A 20,901-nucleotide genomic window follows, 5' to 3' on the forward strand; every position below is an offset into this window, starting at 1 on the left:
GAATCAATAACTATAATAAGCACCTACTAAATAAGTAAGGTGCTTATTATAATTAACTATATTGTTTCAGGTTCGCTATAATCCATTCCAAATGTATCCACAGTAACTTTTTTCATTATTTGTGGTTCATATGGTTTATCAGAATAATCTCTTTCCACTTTTACAATTCTATCAGCTTCTTCAATACCACTAATAACTTTACCAAAAGCTGCATACTGTCCGTCAAGATGTGGAGCATCAGCTACCATTAAGAAAAATTGTGATCCTGCTGAATTAGGGTTAGCTGCACGAGCCATAGATATTACCCCTTTTGAATGCTTTAAATCATTAGTAAATTTATTAATATTAAATTCACCTTTTATTGAATATCCAGGTCCACCCATACCAGTTCCATCTGGACATCCTCCTTGAATCATGAATCCAGGAATCACTCTATGGAAAGTAAGTCCATCATAAAATCCTTTTTTAACTAAAGAAATAAAGTTATTTACAGTATTTGGAGCTATTTCAGGATATAATTCTATTTCAATCTTATTACCGTTTTCAATCTCCATTGTAACTATAGGGTTTTTATTCTCCATTATTTATTCACCTTTCATTATATATTTATTTTTCCATTTATATTTTAATCTATAATAGAGAATACTTCAATAAATTTCTATTATTACCTATTGCATATTATAGTTCCTTTGTTACCTATAACCGCTTCTTTTAATTCATTTGGACAGGTTATTATTGCTTTTGTTCCTCCATTTTCCAAGAAGTTTACACAAGCGTTAATTTTAGGTAGCATACTACCTGGTGCAAAATGTCCTTCATCTCTTAATTCTTTTATTCTATCCAAACTAATGTCATGAAGTTTTTCCTGATTTTCTTTTCCAAAATTAATACAAACATTAGGTACAGCTGTTGAAATTATAAATAAATCAGCATTCAATTCACTTGCTAATAGACAAGAAGCATTATCTTTATCTATAACAGCATTTATACCATTAAGGTTATCCTCTTCATCTCTTATAACAGGTATTCCGCCACCTCCTACAGCAATAACTGTAATTCCTTTATTGATTAGCAATTCAATTGAATCTTGTTCAATAATTTTTATTGGCATAGGTGATGGTACAACTCTTCTGTAACCTCTTCCCGAATCATTAATCATAATCCAATCTGGATGTTCTTTTTTGATTTTATCCATATCGTCATCATTATAAAAAGATCCTATTGGTTTGGATGGGTTGGAAAATGCACTATCATTCTTATCCACTTCCACTTGACTAACTACAGTTGTAGCCTTTTTCTTAATTCCTCTTTTGTTGAATTCATTTTGTAATGCTTGCTGTATCTGATAACCTATTGCTCCTTGTGTATCTGCATCGCAATTGACCAATGGAACTAGATGCATGTCATCAGCTTCATGCGCTATTTCAGAACGTCTAAGCATAAATCCCACTTGTGGTCCATTACCATGTGTAACTATTACCTCATAACCTTCTTCAATTACATCAACAATGTGTTTTACAGTTTCACAAACTGCTAAATATTGATCATCTACTGTTTGATGTTTCTTATCTTTGATTAAAGAATTACCCCCAATAGCTATCACAGCTAACTTACCCATAATACCTTCCTCCAATCAAGGTTAAATTGTTATAACACTTTTCGCCTCCATCATCATTGATGAAATCTCTTCCATATTACTTATTCTTCCAACAAGCATCTTATCTTTTAGTTCATAATAATTGATACAGGTTCCACATGCTAATAGTTCTACTCCGCATTCACTTAATCCAGTAAGTACATCAATAACTTTTGAACCTTTCGCTGCAAGTTTAACTCCAGAATTATATAATATTATAGCTTCTGGTTTTTCGTTTCTTGCCCAGATTTTCTTCAGAAAAGCACCCATTAATTTTTCTCCTAGCTCTCTATCTCCATGGCCAAACGTATCATTGTTTATTACTATAACTTTTTCCATATTTATCCTCCTAATAATTTTAGTCATAATATTATACCACAATTATCAATTGATAAATAATCGATTTGTAATATTTTTTGTTATATTCCATTCCCTTGGATTAAGATTAATATTAAGAAAAATTAATGAGTCTTATTTCCAGTTAATGAAATAAGACTCTTTTGGAATTACTAATAAGTATAATTGAATTATATCATATAGTTCATTTTTTATTCAATATTTATAACATTATTACCTCATAATATAAATGATATTTTATGTTTGTATTAATTTTAGTTATTCATTCATATATATCACTTAATTAAAACAATTCAATAATTTATTGTTGTAACGCATTGTATTTAACATCTTGGAGCCTACTTATGAGTTTTGGAACTATAGCATGGACATCCCCGACAATACCTACATCAGCTACCTCAAATATTGGTGCTTCAGAATCTTTATTAATCGCAATAATGAAATCCGACTCCTCCATACCTGCTAAATGCTGGATAGCACCTGAAATACCACACGCGAAGTAAAGTCCAGGTCTAACAGTTTTACCAGTTTGACCTACTTGATGATTTTTATCTATCCACCCTGCATCAACAACAGCTCTTGACGCAGACACCTGTCCTTTTAATTCTTTTGCAAGTTCTTTTAGTATATCAAAGTTTTCTGGTTTTCCTATTCCTCTTCCACCAGATACAAGAACATTAGCTTCTTCAATATTTATTTTTTCTTTTTCTTCTTTTACCACTTCAAGAACTTTGTAACTCATATCGGATTCACTAATTGGTATATCTATCTTTTCAACTTTACCTACTCGTCTAGTATCTTTTTCTAATTTCTGCATTACACCAGGTCTTACTGTTGACATCTGTGGTCTGTAATCAGGGCATACTATTGTTGCCAATATATTACCTCCGAATGCAGGTCTTGTCATAAGAAGATTATTGCTTTCTTCATCAATCTCTAATGATGTACAATCTGCTGTAAGTCCAGTATGTATTCTAGCTGAGATTCTTGGAGCTAAATCTCTTCCAATAGCAGTTGCTCCAAATAATACAATCTCTGGTTTTTTATCATATATTATTGAAGTCATTGCTTTCGCATAAGGTTCAGTCATATATACTTCAAAAATTCTATTCTCTGCATAAAAAACTTTATCTGCTCCATAATAGATTAATTCTTTTGTTGAATCTATCATGTTATATCCAATCAATACCGCTATCAGTTCCTCGTTAAGATTATCTGCTAATTCTCTACCTTTACCAAGAAGTTCTAAAGATACTTTGCTGATTTTGCATTCTCTTTGTTCTATAAAAACAAATACTCCTTTATATTCTTTACTATTCAAAGTTATGCCTCCTTCCCATATGCTTATATAATATACTTCTCTTGTAATTTTTCTATAATGATATCAACTGCTTCGTCACTATCTACGTCAAATACTTTTCCAGCAGTTTTTGCACCTTTTGTAAATGATTTCTTAACCTTAGTAGGGGAACCTTTTAGACCTATTGTCTCAGGATTATCTATAGCTAAATCATCAATAGTCCATACTTTTATCTCTTTTTCTCTATAAGCATCTATAATTCCTCTTACTGACATATATCTTGGTTTATTCATTTCACTAAGAGTAGTAATCAAACAGGGCATGCTTACTTCAATAATATGATATCCATCTTCAAAAGCTCTTTTCAATATTAATTTATCATCTTTTTTTGTTAGGTTTTCAACATAACTTACATGAGGTATTTTTAAATGTTCGGCTATCTGTGGTCCAACTTGAGCTGTATCTCCATCTATAGCCTGTCGTCCTGTAATTATCAAATCAAAATCTATTTTTTCTAGTGCTTTTGAAAGTGTTGTGGATGTTGCCCATGTATCTGCACCAGCAAAAGCTCTATCACTCAATAGTATTCCTTCATCTGCTCCCATAGCCATGGCTTCTGTTAATGCTTCTTTTGCTTGCATAGGTCCCATTGTTATAACAGTAACTAATCCTCCATATTTATCTTTCAATGTCAATGCTGCTTCCAATCCTCTTTTGTCATCAGGATTAATGATACTTGGTATACCATCTCTAATTAGAGTTCCTGTCTTTGGATCAATCTTTACTTCTGTTGTATCAGGAACTTGTTTCATACAAACTACTATATTCATCGCCTGACCTCCTTATCTTAGCAAGTTACCTGCTATTACCATTTTCTGAACTTCGGAAGTTCCCTCATATATTTCTGTAATCTTAGCATCTCTCATCATTCTCTCAACTGGATATTCTCTCGTATAACCATAACCACCGTGTAATTGTACTGCTTTAGTAGTAACCTCCATTGCAGTTTCTGCCGCAAATAATTTTGCCATTGCCGCATAATAGCTGTAAGATTCATTATTATCTTTTGCTCTTGCAGCTCTATATACCAACAACTTGGATGCATCTACTTTTGTTTGTAAATCAGCTAAAGTAAATTGGGTATTTTGAAATTTGGATATTGTCCTATTGAATTGTTTTCTTTCTTTTACATATTTTATTGTTTCATCCAGTGCACCTTGTGCTATACCAAGAGCTTGGGCTGCGATGCCGATTCTTCCTCCGTCAAGGGTTTTCATTGCAATACCAAATCCTTTGTTCAATCTTCCTAATAGATTTTGTTTTGGTATTTTGCAATCTCTAAAAATCAATTCACTGGTTGCTGAACCTTTTATACCCATTTTTGATTCTTTTTTACCTACATTAAATCCAGCATAATCTTTTTCTACAATAAATGCTGATATTCCTCTTGTTCCAAGGCTTTTATCGGTCATTGCCATAATAATGTAAATATCTGCATACCCTGAATTGGTTATAAATATTTTTGAACCATTCAATATATAATAATCGCCTTCTAATTTGGCTGTAGTTTGCTGTGCCGATGCATCTGTTCCTGCATTTGGTTCTGTTAGTCCAAAAGCACCTAACATTTTACCTTCTACTAATGGTCTGAGATATTTTTCTTTTTGTTCTTTTGTACCAAATTCATATATAGGCCAAGCACATAAAGAAGTATGAGCTGAGACTATTACCCCTGTTGTGGCACAAGCTTTTGATAATTCTTCAACAGCCATTGCATAAGCTAGATTATCCCCACCACTTCCACCATATTCTTTTGGAAATGGTATACCAAGCATACCGCATTTCGCTAGTTTTTCTACTGTTTCTACAGGAAATCTTTCTTCTTCATCAACTTCAGCTGCTATAGGTTTCACTTCATTTTCTGTAAATTCTCTGTACATTTTTTGTAACATCTTGTATTCATCAGAAATAGAAAAATCCATATTATGATTCCTCCTTTATTAGCTATATTTTATAAATTATAATACACATTACTTTGGTGGCATAACCGTTGCTATACCTTTTAATACGATTGTTCCTTCTTGATTGGTGCATATAGTATTTAACTTTATTATATTTTTCTCTTGTTTTTTTTCTATTACTTCAACCTCTGCTTTTACAGTGTCTCCAAATCTTACAGGTGCTGTGAATTTCAGTTCTTGGCCTAGATAGATTGTTCCTGGACCTGGTAATTGCATACCAAGCACTGCAGAGATGTAGCCTGCTGTAAGCATGCCATGTGCTATTCGTCCTTTGAACATGGATTTTTCTGCTTCCACTTGATTAATATGTGCCGGGTTCTGGTCACCTGTTATTCCTGCATAAAGATATACATCTGATTCGGAAATTGTTTTTTCGAATGATGCTTTGTCACCAACATTTAATTGTGATATTGTTAATCCTTTCATTCATTACCTCCTTTATTTAAATTATGCGAGTCTATTTTTTAAATATTTGTATTGTTAAGTATATGATAAATCGTAGAAGAGAAAAAAGCATCTAGTTAGGAAGTTTTTTATAGATTGTTAAGATTTTTTTGTAATTGCTTAATTTATTGAATTGAATTCAAAGAGATACTTTTCATTTTTATTGGATTGGTGAGATTGTCTTAATTATATTGAAATGAAGGGATAAGACATAATTAGTAATATGAGTGTGAAATGATTAGGATAGGACAAGTGGTATAGTATTCGTTTTACTTGCCTTACTCCTGAAGGATCGGTCTGCGTAAACAAATACTATACCACTTTTTTATGTTTTTTGGGATGATTAATTTATTTTATATTAGTTTAGTATATAGTAATTTTATTAAGTTATTAGAATTCGGTGGTTGTTTATTCTTTTTGTTAAGCCTTTTTGGTCTAGATATTCTAGGAGGATTATTGTTTGTTTTCGTCCTATTTGTAGCAGATCTCTCACTTGTTGGACTGTTATCTTATCGTATTGTAGGAAGAGGTTATTTATTAGGTTAATTAATTTGTCATAGTGTGTTTTATGTATATAGGTAGTTGTATTAAGTTGCACTATTTTACCTGTTCTAAGTAAGAAGCTGATTAGGTTAGGTAGTTGATTATTTAATGCTCGAAGCAATTGTGTATCTTGGTATTTGGTTATGTTCAGACCTTGTAGGTTGCTTTTCAGTATTAGTTTTTCTAATTCATTTATTTGGGGATTATTGGAGATGTTAGTTATTCTTGATTGATCATTTATTGATATTTGGTCATCTATTATATTTATAATATTGTTTTTTGCGTATAGTTTAACAAGGGTATCAAATTCTATTGAAGCCCATTTAGGAAACTCTTTTGTTCTTAAGGTTTCTTTGTTTATAGCAATACTATAAATATTATTTTTGTAATAATCCTTAATAGCTGAGATTATTCTATTCTTAAGTGATAAATATGTTTTTTGACTTATATAGTATTTATTGCTTAGCTTGATTACTAATTGTTGTTTTAGCAATTGTGTCAAGGATTGAAAAATTGCTTGTCTTTGAATATACAGTTCTTTGAATATATTGTCTATAGTGAATATCTTAAAATTGTTTTCTAACAAGTATAGAATAATCTTTTCTGTATTTCCTTCATCTAGTAGAGTAAAATATTCTAATGCTTCATTTTTATCTTTTGGTAGTCTTGTTGGTTTGTGAGATAATACTTTGCCTCCTCCTAGAGTAATGACAGGGGATAATGAACGTATTATGAATTTATCTTCAAAAACAGCTATTATAGGTTTTTCCAATCTTATTCTTGCATAGGATTTTTCATTTTTGCTAAGTATATTTCGTTGTAACATTTTTAGTTTTCCAATTACTTCTGTTGTTCCGATGTTAATTCTAACTTTTTGGTTATGTTTTATTTCATCATTTTCTGATAGATTATATATTGCTGTATCTATAGTTAAAGTAGGTAAAAGTTCATTTGGCTTTCCAATAACATCACCACGATTTATTGATGATTTATCTACTCTACTCAAGTTTATTGCACATCTTTGCCCAGCATATGCTTTTTCTCTGTCGGAGCCATGAACTTGGATTGTCCTTACTTTAGATATTGTTTTATCTGGTAGTATTTCCACTAGACTATCTTTATTTATTTTACCACCTGTTATGGTTCCCGTTACTACAGTTCCATGACCTTTAATGGTAAAAACTCTATCTATAGGCATTCTGAATAGTTCTTGATTCCTGTCTATAATGATTTTCTCAGAAAGATCTGATATCATGTTTTTCAGTTTGTCCATTCCTAAGTTTAGCTTTGAAGATACAGGGCATATTGGGGTATTCATGCTTAGAGTTTGTGCAATATATTCTTTTACATCTTCTATTACGTCTCTTAATTTTAATTCATCAACTAAGTCTATTTTTGTTATTACTATTATTACATTGGAGATGTCCAATACATTTAATATATTAACATGCTCAATAGTCTGTGGCATAATTCCTTCGTCTGCTGCGATTATAAGTAGTGCCATATCCATTCCAGTAGCACCTGCTACCATGGTTTTGACTAATTTTTCATGTCCTGGTACATCTACGATGGAAAATGTTTTTCCATCTATCATAAAAGGAGCAAATCCCAGTTCAATGGTCATACCTCGTCGCTTTTCTTCCTTTAATCTATCTGTATCATAGCCAGTTAAAGCTTTTACCAATTCTGTTTTGCCGTGGTCTACATGACCTGCTGTTCCAATAATTAAATGATCCATAATTTCACCTGTATAATATTATTTATTGATTACATTAAAACAATGTAATACCATTATAAACTTGTAGCTACCTGATTAATTAATAGTAGGAAAGTTAACCTGATTATTATTTGTCTAGAATATTAAATACTCTACATAATACTTATCAACCATATTATAAATGGCATATACAATAGTGTACACAATACCCTTTGCCATAAACCGTTTAATGCAAATATAGTACCCTGAAATTTAGGTTTTTCTCCCATAACAAAAAATATGAATATCACAAAACTTATTATAAAGAATACAAAACTACTGATACCTAAAGATGTTTGTCCTACTTTTAATTGTAGGATTCCAAAAATGAGTGGAGCGAATTGTAATGACATAAAACCTATTACAGAACCTATACCGTGAATTGTACTAGATAAAGTTACTTCTTCTTTTTTTTCATTTATAGGAAATATACCTGATATAACTTCATCACCAATACCATAAATAACTATTAGTATAAAAATAGTTACAGCCAAACCTCTATGACTTTCTTTATATGTATCAAAAATATAGTATCCCAATAAAGCAATAATACAACCTGACAATAAAAACCACATATTGTATATCTTGTGCAAAGGACTTTTTTTGCATCCTAGAACACTCATAACCATTGAAAGATGATTATATCCTTTGTAGGGAATAGCAATTAAAAAAGGTATTAATAAATCTAATAACATCACCAAAATAAAAATAATTTTCATTTGTTTTTCCTCTCATATTCATAGATATAGTACTACTTTCCAATATTGTTTTTATGTTATTGAGCCAGCACAGATTAAACATATGTTTCATTATACTAAATATAATCATTATCCACAATAGATTTTAATGCATCTGCAATGGATTTATAATCTTTTCTGTCTATGGTTCTCATATTCAACATCAATCTGTCGTTTTTAATTTTACATATTATAGGTATACTATAATTTCTTAATCTATTCTGCAATTCGTTGGGACTTATTTTATCAATAGTTATTGCTAATGATATTCCTTTAATAACTACACCAGGTAAAGAACCACCACCTGGAACATCTTCACCTTCTATGATATCTATATTGATATTATCATTAACTTCATTTTTTATTAATGTCTTCAAATTGTTAGCTTCTTCTGCTAATCCATCTGTCGTTTTAGTCAACATATCAATAATTGGGATATTCTTTTTGACATCTTCATTTTCAATATATATTTTTAATACTTCCTGTAACGCTATTAGAGACATTTTATCTATCCTCACCATTCTGGTTAAAGGGTTCACTTTTATTTTTTCTATAAGCTCTTTTTTCCCGACGATTATTCCTGCTTGGGGTCCTCCTAATAATTTATCTCCGCTGAAAGTTATTATATCAATACCCTTTTTTACTTGGTCCATAACTGTAGGTTCATAAGGCATATAATAATCTTGTAAGTCAAGTAGGACACCACTTCCTAGATCTTCCATAGTGATAATATCATTATCCTTAGCTAATGATACTAATTCTTCACCTGTTACTTCAGAAGTGAAACCTTGGATTTTATAATTGCTCTTATGGACTTTTAGTAAAATTCTTGTATCGTCAGATATTGCATTATTGTAATCAGAAATATAAGTTTTGTTAGTAGTCCCTATTTCTACCATTCTTGCACCACTTCGCTGAACTATTTCAGGTATCCGAAAGCTTCCTCCAATTTCTACTTGTTCTGATCTAGAAACTATAACCTCTTTATTATTGGCTAAAGTATTAATACATAGAAAAACTGCTGCTGCATTATTGTTAACTACAAAAGCACTTTCTGCACCAGTTAATCTTGTTATTAGTTTTTCTATATACTCATATCTTGAACCTCTTTCTCCTGTGAATAAATCATATTCTAGATTACAATAACCACTTGTTACATCTTTAATTTTATCCACTGCTCTTTTGGGTAAAGGCGATCTCCCCATATTGGTATGAAGTATTATTCCTGTTGCGTTAATGACTTTTTTTATTTCTTTCCTTTCATTATTTATAGAACGATTTTCAACTTCATCAATAACGAAATTATATATATCTTTCTCATTTATTTTATTTGGGTTATTATCATTTTCTTCTATCATTCTAATCCTTAATTCATTAGTGATATTAACTATTATATCTTTTACTGCATTTCTTCCTTTATCATTAACTAACTCTTTTATTTTAACGTCCTCGAGTATTTCATTGGTTGATGGTATTTTCCTCAACATATCATTTATCAACTTGTTACTCCTTCCTATGATTATCCATCACGGTTAAAAATCTATTATGTTCCATTATTATAGATGTTTATTTATAAAAATTTTTATTACATATTGGATTTATTTTTAAAAAAAAGAGGGTATAATCCCTCTTAATAGACATTGATATATTTTTCTGTTTCATCTTTTTTGTAAACTTTACCAATAATACTTGCACACAAACATTTTTCCTTATTCAGCTCATCAATAAGTTTCTGAACTTTATCTTCAGCAACCGATATCAATAACCCTCCAGATGTTTGTGGATCATATAAAGCTGTTTCTAAACTATCAGGTATACTGGCATCTATATTAATCCATTTTCCAAAATGCGATTGGTTGGATCTAGCTCCACCTGGTACAGCATTGTCTTCTATCAACTGTATTGTTTTATCAAACAATGGTACTTGATCTGCTTTTACCTTAACATTTACATTGCTACCACTTGCTAGTTCATATGTGTGCCCTAATATACCGAATCCAGTTATATCTGTACAGGCATGTACACCAACTCTTGACATTGCAATAGCTGCTGATTTGTTTAGAGTACTCATGCTTATAACAGCTTGTTCCAATTCATTTTCTGTTATTAAATCTTTTTTTAGAGCTGTAGTTAGTATACCTGTTCCAATTGGTTTAGTAAGTACTAAAACATCTCCTGCTTCTGCTCCTGCATTAGTTAACACATCATCAGGATGTACGTATCCAGTTACAGATAAGCCATATTTCACTTCTTTATCTGTTATGGTGTGTCCACCAACCAATACAGCTTCTGCCTCATCAATCTTATCTGCTCCGCCTCTTAATATCTCCGCTAGAACATCAGGTTCTAGACATGTTGCAAAACACGCCATATTCATAGCGGTAAGAGGTCTACCTCCCATAGCATATACATCACTCAAAGCATTTGTTGCCGCAATCTGCCCAAATGTATATGGGTCATCGACAATAGGAGTAAAAAAATCTACTGTTTGTATTAGAGCATAGTCATCTTTTATTTTATAAACACCAGCATCATCTGATGTGTCTAATCCTACTATTAAATTGGGATCTATTTTATTTTTTTTAGTTTTCAGATGGCACAAAACTTGCGCCAAGTCCTGTGGACTTAATTTGCTTGCTCATCCAGCTTTTGACGACATTTGTGTTAACCTTATTCTATCTTTATCTGCCATTTGATTGTCCACCTCCAGAATTTATATACAATCATTTTAATAAAAATCCATATCACATGTTTTTTATTATTGGCGGGAGTGAGTAGGAATCGAACCTACCTCGGCCGGTCTTACCACCCGAAAAAAGATTTGAAGTCTCCTGAATCCACCAGAATTCATTCATTCCCATAATTCTTTACTAATTATACTAGATTTATAAGATTTTGTATAGGTATATTTTTTCTAACGTTCGTTTATATTCTATTGATATCAAGTACTTCTTATATAGAAAAAATTCCGCTTTTTCTATATAAAAACGGAATTTCTACAACTAACTATATTAACTTAATTATCTAAGGTAGAGTTGTTTGATATTTATATATTAAATCATTTAATGCCTTCATTAACATTATATTCGCTATCATTTTCTAAAGCATCACATTGTACAGACCCTTGTTCTTCTTCTAGTATCTCTTCTTTTTCTTTTTTTGGTTCCTTAAAAAATAATTTTGATATATAAGGTGTTAATTTCACACCGATAACAACAAATATTGCTATAGTAAAAGTTTCTATCCCAGCTCTAACACTTACTCCTTTCATAACCAAAGCAGATATAAAATCTGTTAGTATACAAAATCCAAGAGCTCCCCATACTCCTGCTTTATCAAAAACGAATACCATCAACATCAATAACGGCACAGATATTACAATTCCCAATAAAACAGTAAATAACATAGAAACACCTGAATAATTGCTTATAACATGCATCATTCCCGCCATTCTTGGGCATACTACGAAAAATGCGAAACCCAAACTCGCTATTATATTTTCTTTTGTAAAGCCTAACTTACTTTCCACGTTAATCACCTTCTATGTATAATTTATAATCCTACTATAAAACCTGATATCATTGGTGCTACTTTTACACCTACTATAACAAATAAAGCAATAATAAATGTTTCTACAGCTGCTCGCTTACTGATTTCTTTCATAATCAAAGCAGCAGCAAAATCAGTTAAAACACAAACAATGATAGCTCCCCATACACCTATATATCCAAAGGCTACCACCATCAATAATAAAAGTGGTATAGATATCAAAGTTCCCACTAACACTGTCCTTAATATTGAAGCATTTGAGTGTTTATTAATAACATGCATCATTCCTGCCATTCTAGGGCAAACAATGAATAACCCAAAAGCAACACTTGATATAAACATCTCACTTGTCATTATTACACCTCCAATTAAACTTATCTTTTAATGTTCCTTACTTATCATTATTTTAATGTTAATGATAATCATTATCTTAATAATATTCTCTTATTCAAAAATTGTCAACATGAAACGTATATTTCATATTCAAAAATTCAGCGATTATTTAGTTATTACTTGACAAATTTATCAAAGAGTATTATTATAAACGCAAAATCAATAACAGTGTTATCAATTCTTAAATAGTAATTGTGAGGTGTATAAATTGGCTTTACGAAATCATACAATAGACAACAAAATATTAACTGCTGCCAAATTAGAGTTTATTAACAAAGGTTTTAAGAATGCATCTTTACGCAAAATAGCAGAACTAGCAGGTGTTACCACTGGAGCAATATATATTAGGTACAAAAATAAAGATGATCTTTTTTGCACGCTAGCTCAAGAAGCAACCCAAGTCATTGAAAGAAACATAATGTCGTTAAAGAAAGATTTTTATGATGCTGGTAGACGACATTCAATTGAAGATTTGATTGTAGTTTCATCATCAGAAATAAATGCTATTTTAGATATGATATATCAGCATTATGATGCTTGCTACCTTTTGTTCTGTTGTGCAAAAGGGAGCTCAATGGAAAATTTTATGGAAAAACTCGTTTCTTTAAAAGTGGATTCAACAATTCAGTTTTTTCGTGATATTATGGGAAAAGATGTTGCAATAGAGCGCGAATCGCTGATGCTTATCATAGAATCAGAATATAACACCTATACATTGATACTTAGAAACAGATACGATAAGCTAGAAGCCCAGAAATATATAGAAACTGTCATCCGTTACTTTGTGGGAGGTTGGAGAAGTATCTTCAATAACATAATAAAGGAGGATTAAACGAACAATGATGAAATACAAAGGATTTTATTGGAATTTTTTAGCTCCATGTATTAAAAAAAGTATAAAAAAACGATACGGATGTGAAATGGCAAAAAAAGCAATCTGCAATGGTAAAGTAGAATACAAAAAATTACTACAAATAGCAGATGATATTGGTGATAATAACCCCATGGCAATGAATGCATATTTTGCTTATACCTTTGTTGGAGCATGGCTAGGTACCAAAAAGAAGATTTCGCCAAATAGCATGGCTGATATTATGGTCGATGTGCTTTATATGTTAAAACCGTTTTTTCGTATTGTGAATATTAATTCCAAACGAGGAGAAAAGAAATGGTATCGTGAAATGAAAAAATATGAAGCTTGGTCTAATGGAAAACTGGAAAAGTATCCTACCACATGGATAGTGAACTTTGATGAATCAAGACATAATATAGGTAGCTTTTATTATTTTACCCGTTGTCCAATTTGCGAGTTCTGCAAAAAAGAAGGTATACCTGAAATTATGCCTGCTCTATGTGCAACTGATTCCGTTATGTTTAAACTTCAACATGGAGTACTTCATCGAAAATGTACATTAGCAAACGGAGATAATATGTGCGATTATTGGATTGTTGGTGACAAATACAAAATACATAATCAAAACAATTAAGTATATTATCTTTTTAAGAATTCTAAATTGGTCATAATAATAAAAAGTTAATATGAAGTAAGTAGCACAACCTATTATTGATAAAGATTATCAAATTCAATTGAAATCCATTGACATTTACATTAAGATTTGGTAAGTTATTATTATATAATAAAATATAAAGAAGGGTAGTGTTATGTCGGATAATAATTATTACATAATGCAGAAAAAAAAGCTCTCTAAATCGACAAAAAAATTCTTGAATCCAATTACTCCGGAATTACATGATATGTTTGGCAAAAAAGAAACAGATATAATTAAACTAAAGGTCAAAAGTGAATATGAGAAGTTAATACCTAGTTTCCCCTATATCGGAGGGAATAAAAACAAATTGACATCTAGTTTAGTAAAAGGAAGTATTTTTCTCGCATTATACAAAGTCCTGACTGAATACAATATTGAACTATATGATATCGGCAAATTAATTTACCTGACATCAACAAGACATTTTAATAGATTACCTTTCTGCCTAAGAAAATTAATGAGAAAAAGAATGTTTTTAAAATCAAGAGTACGAAAAATGAAAGAAAGAGCTCTATGCTCACAACAAAAAAAATATCCTTATGACTGGGTTTGGGAAGTTAAAGAAGGCGATGGAACAAACTATGATTTGGCTATAGATTATACAGAATGTGGTATAGTAAAATTTTTCCACGACCATGATGCTGACGAACTTACGCCTTATTTATGTAATCTAGATTTTGTGATATTTAAAGCTCTTGGAGTTGAACTTAATCGTACCAAAACATTAGGATGTGGATGTGATTGTTGCAATTTCAGGTTCATTAAAAATGGTACTCCTAGAGAACCATGGCCTCCGTTTTTTATTGAATCTGCTTCCAAACAAACCAATACCATAGAAAAACCTGTTGACTCGAATTAGAACATCATGAACTATAATTAATATAGAAGACTCTATTTAGTTAATCCCCCCTCTAAATAGAGTCTTATTATATTGTGTGGTTGAACCTTATAAGAAGTTGTATTAAAATTAGATTATAGCTCTGCTATAAATACAAGTACTTCTAAATGGTACTTCTAAGGAGGTATAACCTTGCCAAAACAACACTCTAACAAAACTATGGAACTTCTATATCAACGTGCTAGTTGTCGCTCATTTCTTGACAAGAATATCGAACCTGAAATACTTAACGAAATAATTAGCGCCGGATTACACGGTGCAACTGGAGGTAACTTACAACCCTATTGCATAATCAAAATAACCAGCGATGAAAAAAAGAAACGTCTAGTTGATGAATGTGAAATGCAAAAACTGGTCTATAAAGCACCTGTTGACTTACTTTTTTGTATCGACTGGCGTCGTTTAGGACGTTGGGCAGAAGCTTGTGACGCGCCTTTTTCTGCAACTAATAGTTATCATCATTTCTGGATTGCATTACAAGATACAGTCATATGTGCTCAGAATATCTGTACAGCAGCTGATGCTGTCGGTTTAGGTTCTGTATATATCGGAACTGTTGAAAGTTGTTTCATGGAATTAAAATCCATCTGTAACATACCTGATGGAGTATTTCCTGTAGTACTCGTTAGTCTTGGATATCCTACTACATATCCAGCTCCAAGAAATAAATTAGGCATTGAAGCATTGGTTCATGAGGAAGAATATAAAGACTTGCCAGTAGAAGATATAATTAGATTTCATGATGATAAATATGAACATAAGACTTTTCCAATCACAGAAAAAAAACTCTCTACTATATATAAAGTCGTTTCTGATGTATATGATGAATCAAAAGCAAAAGAAATCACTGATAAGATAAAAGAACAAGGTCACATCAATATGGCACAAAGATATTTCGGACTACACTATATGGCAAACTGGGCTTGTTCAGATAACAAAGAATTTATTGATACATTGATCAATTATGGTTTTGATTGGATAAAAGGCAATTAAATATTATTAATCCAGCTTTGCAAAATAAAGGTATAGAATACTATACTTTTGTTCTGCAGAGCTTTTTTAATTGTCAATTAAAGCACGAAATCTTTTGTTATACTTCGATAAAATATGTGTTGAAAAATATCAAAATATGTCTTATAATAATTTCAGAACATTAAATACTATTTCTTAAAAAATGTTCGAATATATACAATTGATTCATTACTATAACTAGACATTTTAGAAGGAGATAAACAATGGACTTTATTAAAGATTTACTAGCTGTTTTTAGCGTTATACTCAATGGTTTGCCACAAGGTTTACTAGCATTAACGTTCGGTTTTGCTTCTATACCAACTGCTTTTGCATTTTTAACTGGTGCTATAGGTAATAGTATCGTTGGTTCTGTTGCACCGATATCCTTTCAAGCTGAAACAATTACTGTAGCTGGTACTATGGGTAAGAATATGAGAGAAAGATTATCTATGATATTCTTCGGCGGTGTCATTATGGCACTCATTGGTGTCTTTGGATTCCTTGGAACGATTGTTGATTTTATAGGACCAGTAATAACAAACGGTATGATGGCTGGTGTTGGTATAATGCTGGCTCGTGTTTCAATAGATATGTGTAAAAAAAATAAAATAATAGGAATTGTATCTCTAGTTTCTGCCTTTTTGACTTATCTGTTCACTAAAGATTTAGTATATACAATTGCTATTTCAGTAATCCTGTCAAGTGTAGTCTCTCGAATAATAAAACAAGATACAGGTATTACTGCTAACAAAAATGACAAGATTCAATTCAAGAAACCAATATTAAACATTCCTATAATTAGAGGTGCTCTATCAATGGTATGTCTTAATATTGGTGCTAATATAGCTTTTGGAAATATTACTGGCAGTATAGCCGGACAAAATGTTAATCTTGACCATCTTGCTGTAATCAGTAGCTTAGCTGATATGTCTTCTTCGCTATTCGGTGGTGGTCCTGTTGAATCTATAATATCAGCAACCGCTAGTGCCCCTCATGCTGTATGGGCTGGTGTTGGAATGATGATACTTATGGCTATAATTCTGTTATCAGGATTATTACCAAAAATCGGTAAATATGTTCCTAGTGAATCTATTGCAGGATTTCTTTTTGTTTTAGGAGCTTGGGTAACAGTTCCAACCAATGCTGCTGTTGCTCTTGGACAAGATTCCCTAGTTGGAGGTATTACAATGACAGTAACAGCGATAACTGATCCTTTCTTCGGCATGGTTGCAGGATTAATAATGAAATTATTAACCGGTGTCATTGCTTAACATTACAGATAGGAAACTTTATACATATAATAGATGTCTTCAACAATAATAATACTTATATCAAAACGAAAGGGGTTAATTAAAATGGATGAAATATATACTTTAGAATTATGCGGTTTAAAAAGAGATTTACCAGTAATACAAATAAATGAAGATTTAAAAATTGCTAGTTTCGTGATATTAGGAGATGCAGAGTTAGTTGAGAAATCAGGAGAGATTCTTGCTAAAAAAATACCTGAAGCAGATGTTTTGATTACTGCTGAAGCTAAAGGGATTCCTCTTATCTATGAAATAGCTAAACAAAAAGGCATGAAAAAATATATTGTCGCACGTAAAAGTTTAAAACCTTATATGAAAGACCCCCTGGTAACAAAAGTTGTTTCAATAACTACTCAAAAAGAGCAAATACTTTGTCTTGATAAAGATGAGGTTACAATGTTAGACGGTAAAAATGTAGTAATCATAGATGATGTCATTAGTACAGGAGAATCTATAAATGCATTAGAAGACTTGGTTAACAAAGCAGGTGGAAATGTAATAGGAAAAGCTGCAATACTAGCTGAAGGTGATGCCGCTAATCGTGATGATATTCTTTTCTTACAAAAGTTACCATTATTCAAGAAATAACTTTTATTTTCATCTATAATCTAAATTAATATCAGTAACTAAAAACACATCCAAAACATTTTAGTGATAAGATAAGTTTCTACCTGAATATCTCACTATTATAACATGTTTTGGATGGTAATTTTTAGTATATAATATCTATTTTATATATGGATATAATCTATTCTATATGAACAAGTTATGATTAGCATCATCAGTATCTCCTAGATAAGATGCAACTCCACCTAACTCAACACCATCAATAAGCTCCTCTTTCTTGATTCCCATAACATCCATTGACATAGTACAAGCAACTATCTTAACACCATTATCCAGCGCAGAATTGATAAGTTCCTCTAAAGAGTTGACATTTTTATCTCTCATAACTTTTTTCATCATTGCAGAACCCATGCCTCCCATATTCATCTTTGAGAGTTTTAACTTTCTAGTTCCTTTTGGCATCATAAATCCAAACATCTTTTCAATAATAGATTTCTTCACTTTTACTTTCTGGTCTTTTCTTAGAATATTCAAACCCCAAAATGTAAAGAACATAGATACTTGTTTACCCATTGATGCAGCCCCATTAGCTATTATAAAAGATGCTAATGCCTTATCAAGTTCTCCGTTAAAAACTACCATAGTACTTTTATCAGAAGCTATCTGTGAAGTTTTATTAACTTTTCTATCATTATTACCCTTGCGAATAAATACAGCAAATTCTTTCTCTCTCTTTTCAGATTTAATAAAACTATTGCCTGTTTTTTTACACCATGCTTTTACATCTATTGGGAAACCTGGATCAGTTGCAGTAATTTCAAGTATATCACCTTCATTTATCTCTTTCATTTTATTGTTCACTTGCATTATTGGACCTGGACACTGTAGTCCACAAGCGTTAAGTTTGATGTTGACTCCTTCATCTTTAATTATTGTGTCATCAATATTGTTATTGATACTGTCATTATTATCTTCACAACATTCACAGTCTATATTGGAATCATTCATTTTAGTATAGTCATTGACTGCACATTTATAAAAGTTATATCCACCAATTAGATTTTTGACTTTATACCCTTTTTGAGTCAAAATTCTTCCTGCAATATATCCCCTGATACCAATTGCACAATATAATAATATTTCTTTATTTTTATCAAGTTCATTCATTTTATCTCTTAAGGAATTGACTGGTATATTCTCAGCCCCTTCGATAAAACCTAGATCATATTCCACTTTGTCTCTAACATCTATGATAACTGCTTTTTGCTTGTCTTTTTTATCGATTTCATTCCATAAAACTACTCCCATATCACCATTTAATATATTTTCTGCTGAAAATCCTGCCATATTGACTGGGTCTTTGGCCGATGAATATGGTGGTGCATAAGCAAGTTCCAGTTCCTTTAGATCATATATCGTTCCGCCCATTCTTATTAACGTAGCTATAACATCTATTCTTTTATCTACTCCCTCATAACCTACTATCTGTGATCCAAGTATTTTGCCGTTTAAGTCAAATAATAATTTGATAGTCATAGGTATAGCTCCTGGATAATAACCGGCATGTGATTTAGGTTGAACTAAAGCTATTTTATAATCTTTATCATATTTCTTACCTAGTCTAATTAATGTTTTTTCATTATTACCTGTCGAAGCTACTGTAATGTCAAATACTTTTACTACAGACGTACCTTGAGTTCCTTTATATTTATCATTTCTTCCTACAATATTATTAGCTACAATTCTTCCTTGTTTGTTCGCTGGTCCAGCAAGAGGTATCATAGTCTTGTTACCATTGACATAATCAATTACCTCTATAGCATCACCCAGTGCATATATATTTTCATCACTGGTTTTTAGATATTCATCAACCACAATTCCGCCTTTTTCATTAGTTTCCAGATCTGCTTTTTTAGCTAATTCTCCATTTGGTCTTATTCCAATAGATACTATTACTATATCTGATTCAAGCATTGTATTATCTTGTAATTTTACATGAGTCTTTCCTTCAATTTCTTCAAAAGAACTTACCCCATTACCAAGAAATAAATTAATACCTTTTTGTACCATATGCCCATGAATCAATTGTGCCATTTCATAATCAACAGGTGCCATGACTTGATTAGCCATTTCTACCAAATTAACTTCTAATCCTAGATCATGCATGTTTTCAGCCATTTCTATTCCTATGAAGCCTCCACCAATGACAGTAACTTTTTTAACATTATTATTTTCTAGATATGATTTTATTGCATCGGTATCAGGTATATTCCATAGGGAAAATATATTATCTTTATCTATACCTGGTATTCTAGGCTTTATTGGAGTAGAACCAGGGGAAAGCACTAACTTATCATATGTTTCTTGATAAATTTTACCTGTTCTCAGATCTTTGACTTCAACACATTTTTCTTGTCTATCAATAGATATAACTTCATTCTCGATTCTAACATCAATATTAAATCTTTCTTTCATCGCTTCTGGAGTTTGAAGCAGAAGAGCTTCTCTTTCTTCTATGGTTCCACCAATATAATAAGGCAAACCACAATTAGCAAAAGATATATGTTTTCCTCTTTCAAACATTATTATTTGAATGTCTTCATTAACTCTTCTAAGTCTTGCAGCCGTACTAGCTCCACCTGCAACCCCACCAACTATTAGAACTTTATTAGTCATAATAATATTCTCTCCTTCAATTTGTATTTATTTTAACAATCCTATATACTCGTTAATATCTATATATTAATATATTACAATATTAAAATATATGTGTCAAGATATTTTTAATTTAATAGGCTCTACGTGTTTTTATCCGAAACAATTTAT

At 31.3% G+C, this 20,901-nt stretch carries 20 protein-coding genes and 1 tRNA gene; 6 read left to right on the forward strand and 15 right to left on the reverse strand.

Going from position 1 to position 20,901, the window contains the following annotated elements; translation table 11 throughout:
• Positions 1-56 precede the first annotated feature (56 nt).
• The 14 genes from QMG30_RS18780 to QMG30_RS18845 form a co-directional block, all read right to left on the reverse strand.
• Positions 57-581, reverse strand: coding sequence for a peptidylprolyl isomerase (locus QMG30_RS18780; protein WP_281818081.1), 525 nt, complete (start codon positions 579-581; stop codon positions 57-59).
• 83 nt (positions 582-664) lie between these two features.
• Positions 665-1,618: a carbamate kinase gene (gene arcC, locus QMG30_RS18785; protein ID WP_281818083.1), complete on the reverse strand. Its 954-nt coding sequence runs from the start codon at positions 1,616-1,618 to the stop codon at positions 665-667.
• Positions 1,619-1,639: 21 nt separating this feature from the next.
• Entirely contained in the window at positions 1,640-1,975 is a 336-nt protein-coding gene (yedF, locus tag QMG30_RS18790; protein WP_281818085.1) for a sulfurtransferase-like selenium metabolism protein YedF, read from the reverse strand.
• Between the two features lie 319 nt (positions 1,976-2,294).
• A complete protein-coding gene (locus QMG30_RS18795; RefSeq protein ID WP_281818088.1) occupies positions 2,295-3,314 on the reverse strand; it encodes an electron transfer flavoprotein subunit alpha/FixB family protein in 1,020 nt (339 codons plus the stop codon).
• A 23-nt stretch (positions 3,315-3,337) separates the two neighbouring features.
• Positions 3,338-4,123, reverse strand: a complete 786-nt coding sequence (locus QMG30_RS18800; RefSeq protein ID WP_281818091.1) for an electron transfer flavoprotein subunit beta/FixA family protein — start codon at positions 4,121-4,123, stop codon at positions 3,338-3,340.
• A 12-nt stretch (positions 4,124-4,135) separates the two neighbouring features.
• Positions 4,136-5,275, reverse strand: a complete 1,140-nt coding sequence (locus QMG30_RS18805) for an acyl-CoA dehydrogenase (protein WP_281818093.1) — start codon at positions 5,273-5,275, stop codon at positions 4,136-4,138.
• A 48-nt stretch (positions 5,276-5,323) separates the two neighbouring features.
• Positions 5,324-5,740: a MaoC family dehydratase gene (locus tag QMG30_RS18810; protein ID WP_281818094.1), complete on the reverse strand. Its 417-nt coding sequence runs from the start codon at positions 5,738-5,740 to the stop codon at positions 5,324-5,326.
• Between the two features lie 400 nt (positions 5,741-6,140).
• The gene (gene selB, locus QMG30_RS18815) at positions 6,141-8,039 is read right to left on the reverse strand and encodes a selenocysteine-specific translation elongation factor (protein WP_281818095.1); all 1,899 of its coding nucleotides are present in this window, start codon (positions 8,037-8,039) and stop codon (positions 6,141-6,143) included.
• Positions 8,040-8,170: 131 nt separating this feature from the next.
• Entirely contained in the window at positions 8,171-8,776 is a 606-nt protein-coding gene (locus QMG30_RS18820; protein ID WP_281818097.1) for a DUF998 domain-containing protein, read from the reverse strand.
• A 95-nt stretch (positions 8,777-8,871) separates the two neighbouring features.
• Positions 8,872-10,293, reverse strand: coding sequence for an L-seryl-tRNA(Sec) selenium transferase (selA, locus tag QMG30_RS18825; protein WP_281818099.1), 1,422 nt, complete (start codon positions 10,291-10,293; stop codon positions 8,872-8,874).
• Between the two features lie 131 nt (positions 10,294-10,424).
• Positions 10,425-11,486, reverse strand: coding sequence for a selenide, water dikinase SelD (gene selD, locus QMG30_RS18830; RefSeq protein ID WP_281818102.1), 1,062 nt, complete (start codon positions 11,484-11,486; stop codon positions 10,425-10,427).
• Positions 11,487-11,556: 70 nt separating this feature from the next.
• Positions 11,557-11,653, reverse strand: a tRNA-Sec gene (locus tag QMG30_RS18835).
• A 199-nt stretch (positions 11,654-11,852) separates the two neighbouring features.
• Entirely contained in the window at positions 11,853-12,323 is a 471-nt protein-coding gene (locus tag QMG30_RS18840; protein ID WP_281818104.1) for a hypothetical protein, read from the reverse strand.
• Positions 12,324-12,346: 23 nt separating this feature from the next.
• Positions 12,347-12,697, reverse strand: coding sequence for a hypothetical protein (locus tag QMG30_RS18845; RefSeq protein WP_281818107.1), 351 nt, complete (start codon positions 12,695-12,697; stop codon positions 12,347-12,349).
• Between the two features lie 247 nt (positions 12,698-12,944).
• Between QMG30_RS18845 and QMG30_RS18850 the strand changes: the two genes are divergently transcribed.
• From QMG30_RS18850 to QMG30_RS18875, 6 genes are all read left to right on the forward strand, one after another.
• Entirely contained in the window at positions 12,945-13,568 is a 624-nt protein-coding gene (locus QMG30_RS18850) for a TetR/AcrR family transcriptional regulator (protein WP_281818110.1), read from the forward strand.
• 7 nt (positions 13,569-13,575) lie between these two features.
• Positions 13,576-14,223 (forward strand): L-2-amino-thiazoline-4-carboxylic acid hydrolase, encoded by a 648-nt coding sequence (locus QMG30_RS18855; protein ID WP_281818111.1) that lies wholly within the window; start codon positions 13,576-13,578, stop codon positions 14,221-14,223.
• Between the two features lie 175 nt (positions 14,224-14,398).
• Positions 14,399-15,145 carry an L-2-amino-thiazoline-4-carboxylic acid hydrolase gene (locus tag QMG30_RS18860; protein WP_281818112.1) on the forward strand — a complete coding sequence of 249 codons (747 nt, stop codon included), beginning with the start codon at positions 14,399-14,401 and terminating at the stop codon, positions 15,143-15,145.
• Between the two features lie 171 nt (positions 15,146-15,316).
• Complete coding sequence (locus QMG30_RS18865) at positions 15,317-16,177, forward strand: nitroreductase family protein (RefSeq protein WP_281818113.1); 861 nt, start codon at positions 15,317-15,319, stop codon at positions 16,175-16,177.
• 242 nt (positions 16,178-16,419) lie between these two features.
• On the forward strand, positions 16,420-17,469 hold the full coding sequence (locus QMG30_RS18870; protein WP_281818116.1) for an NCS2 family permease: 1,050 nt from the start codon (positions 16,420-16,422) through the stop codon (positions 17,467-17,469).
• A gap of 84 nt (positions 17,470-17,553) precedes the next feature.
• A complete protein-coding gene (locus QMG30_RS18875) occupies positions 17,554-18,096 on the forward strand; it encodes a phosphoribosyltransferase family protein (protein ID WP_281818119.1) in 543 nt (180 codons plus the stop codon).
• A 165-nt stretch (positions 18,097-18,261) separates the two neighbouring features.
• Here the strand turns inward: QMG30_RS18875 and QMG30_RS18880 are convergent, their stop codons facing one another.
• Positions 18,262-20,751, reverse strand: a complete 2,490-nt coding sequence (locus tag QMG30_RS18880) for a DsrE/DsrF/DrsH-like family protein (protein ID WP_281818122.1) — start codon at positions 20,749-20,751, stop codon at positions 18,262-18,264.
• Positions 20,752-20,901 lie beyond the last annotated feature (150 nt).

Origin of the sequence: Vallitalea longa (assembly GCF_027923465.1) — a bacterium.
In the GTDB taxonomy this organism is placed as follows: Bacteria; Bacillota; Clostridia; order Lachnospirales; family Vallitaleaceae; genus Vallitalea; species Vallitalea longa.

Excerpts from the sequence above, each read along its gene's own strand:
- QMG30_RS18780 (WP_281818081.1), bottom strand. The coding sequence starts at position 581 with ATGGAGAATAAAAACCCTATAGTTACAATGGAGATTGAAAACGGTAAT.
- arcC (WP_281818083.1), bottom strand. The coding sequence starts at position 1,618 with ATGGGTAAGTTAGCTGTGATAGCTATTGGGGGTAATTCTTTAATCAAA.
- yedF (WP_281818085.1), bottom strand. The coding sequence starts at position 1,975 with ATGGAAAAAGTTATAGTAATAAACAATGATACGTTTGGCCATGGAGAT.
- QMG30_RS18800 (WP_281818091.1), bottom strand. The coding sequence starts at position 4,123 with ATGAATATAGTAGTTTGTATGAAACAAGTTCCTGATACAACAGAAGTA.
- QMG30_RS18805 (WP_281818093.1), bottom strand. The coding sequence starts at position 5,275 with ATGGATTTTTCTATTTCTGATGAATACAAGATGTTACAAAAAATGTAC.
- QMG30_RS18810 (WP_281818094.1), bottom strand. The coding sequence starts at position 5,740 with ATGAAAGGATTAACAATATCACAATTAAATGTTGGTGACAAAGCATCA.
- selB (WP_281818095.1), bottom strand. The coding sequence starts at position 8,039 with ATGGATCATTTAATTATTGGAACAGCAGGTCATGTAGACCACGGCAAA.
- QMG30_RS18820 (WP_281818097.1), bottom strand. The coding sequence starts at position 8,776 with ATGAAAATTATTTTTATTTTGGTGATGTTATTAGATTTATTAATACCT.
- QMG30_RS18845 (WP_281818107.1), bottom strand. The coding sequence starts at position 12,697 with ATGACAAGTGAGATGTTTATATCAAGTGTTGCTTTTGGGTTATTCATT.
- QMG30_RS18855 (WP_281818111.1), top strand. The coding sequence starts at position 13,576 with ATGATGAAATACAAAGGATTTTATTGGAATTTTTTAGCTCCATGTATT.
- QMG30_RS18860 (WP_281818112.1), top strand. The coding sequence starts at position 14,399 with ATGTCGGATAATAATTATTACATAATGCAGAAAAAAAAGCTCTCTAAA.
- QMG30_RS18870 (WP_281818116.1), top strand. The coding sequence starts at position 16,420 with ATGGACTTTATTAAAGATTTACTAGCTGTTTTTAGCGTTATACTCAAT.
- QMG30_RS18875 (WP_281818119.1), top strand. The coding sequence starts at position 17,554 with ATGGATGAAATATATACTTTAGAATTATGCGGTTTAAAAAGAGATTTA.
- QMG30_RS18880 (WP_281818122.1), bottom strand. The coding sequence starts at position 20,751 with ATGACTAATAAAGTTCTAATAGTTGGTGGGGTTGCAGGTGGAGCTAGT.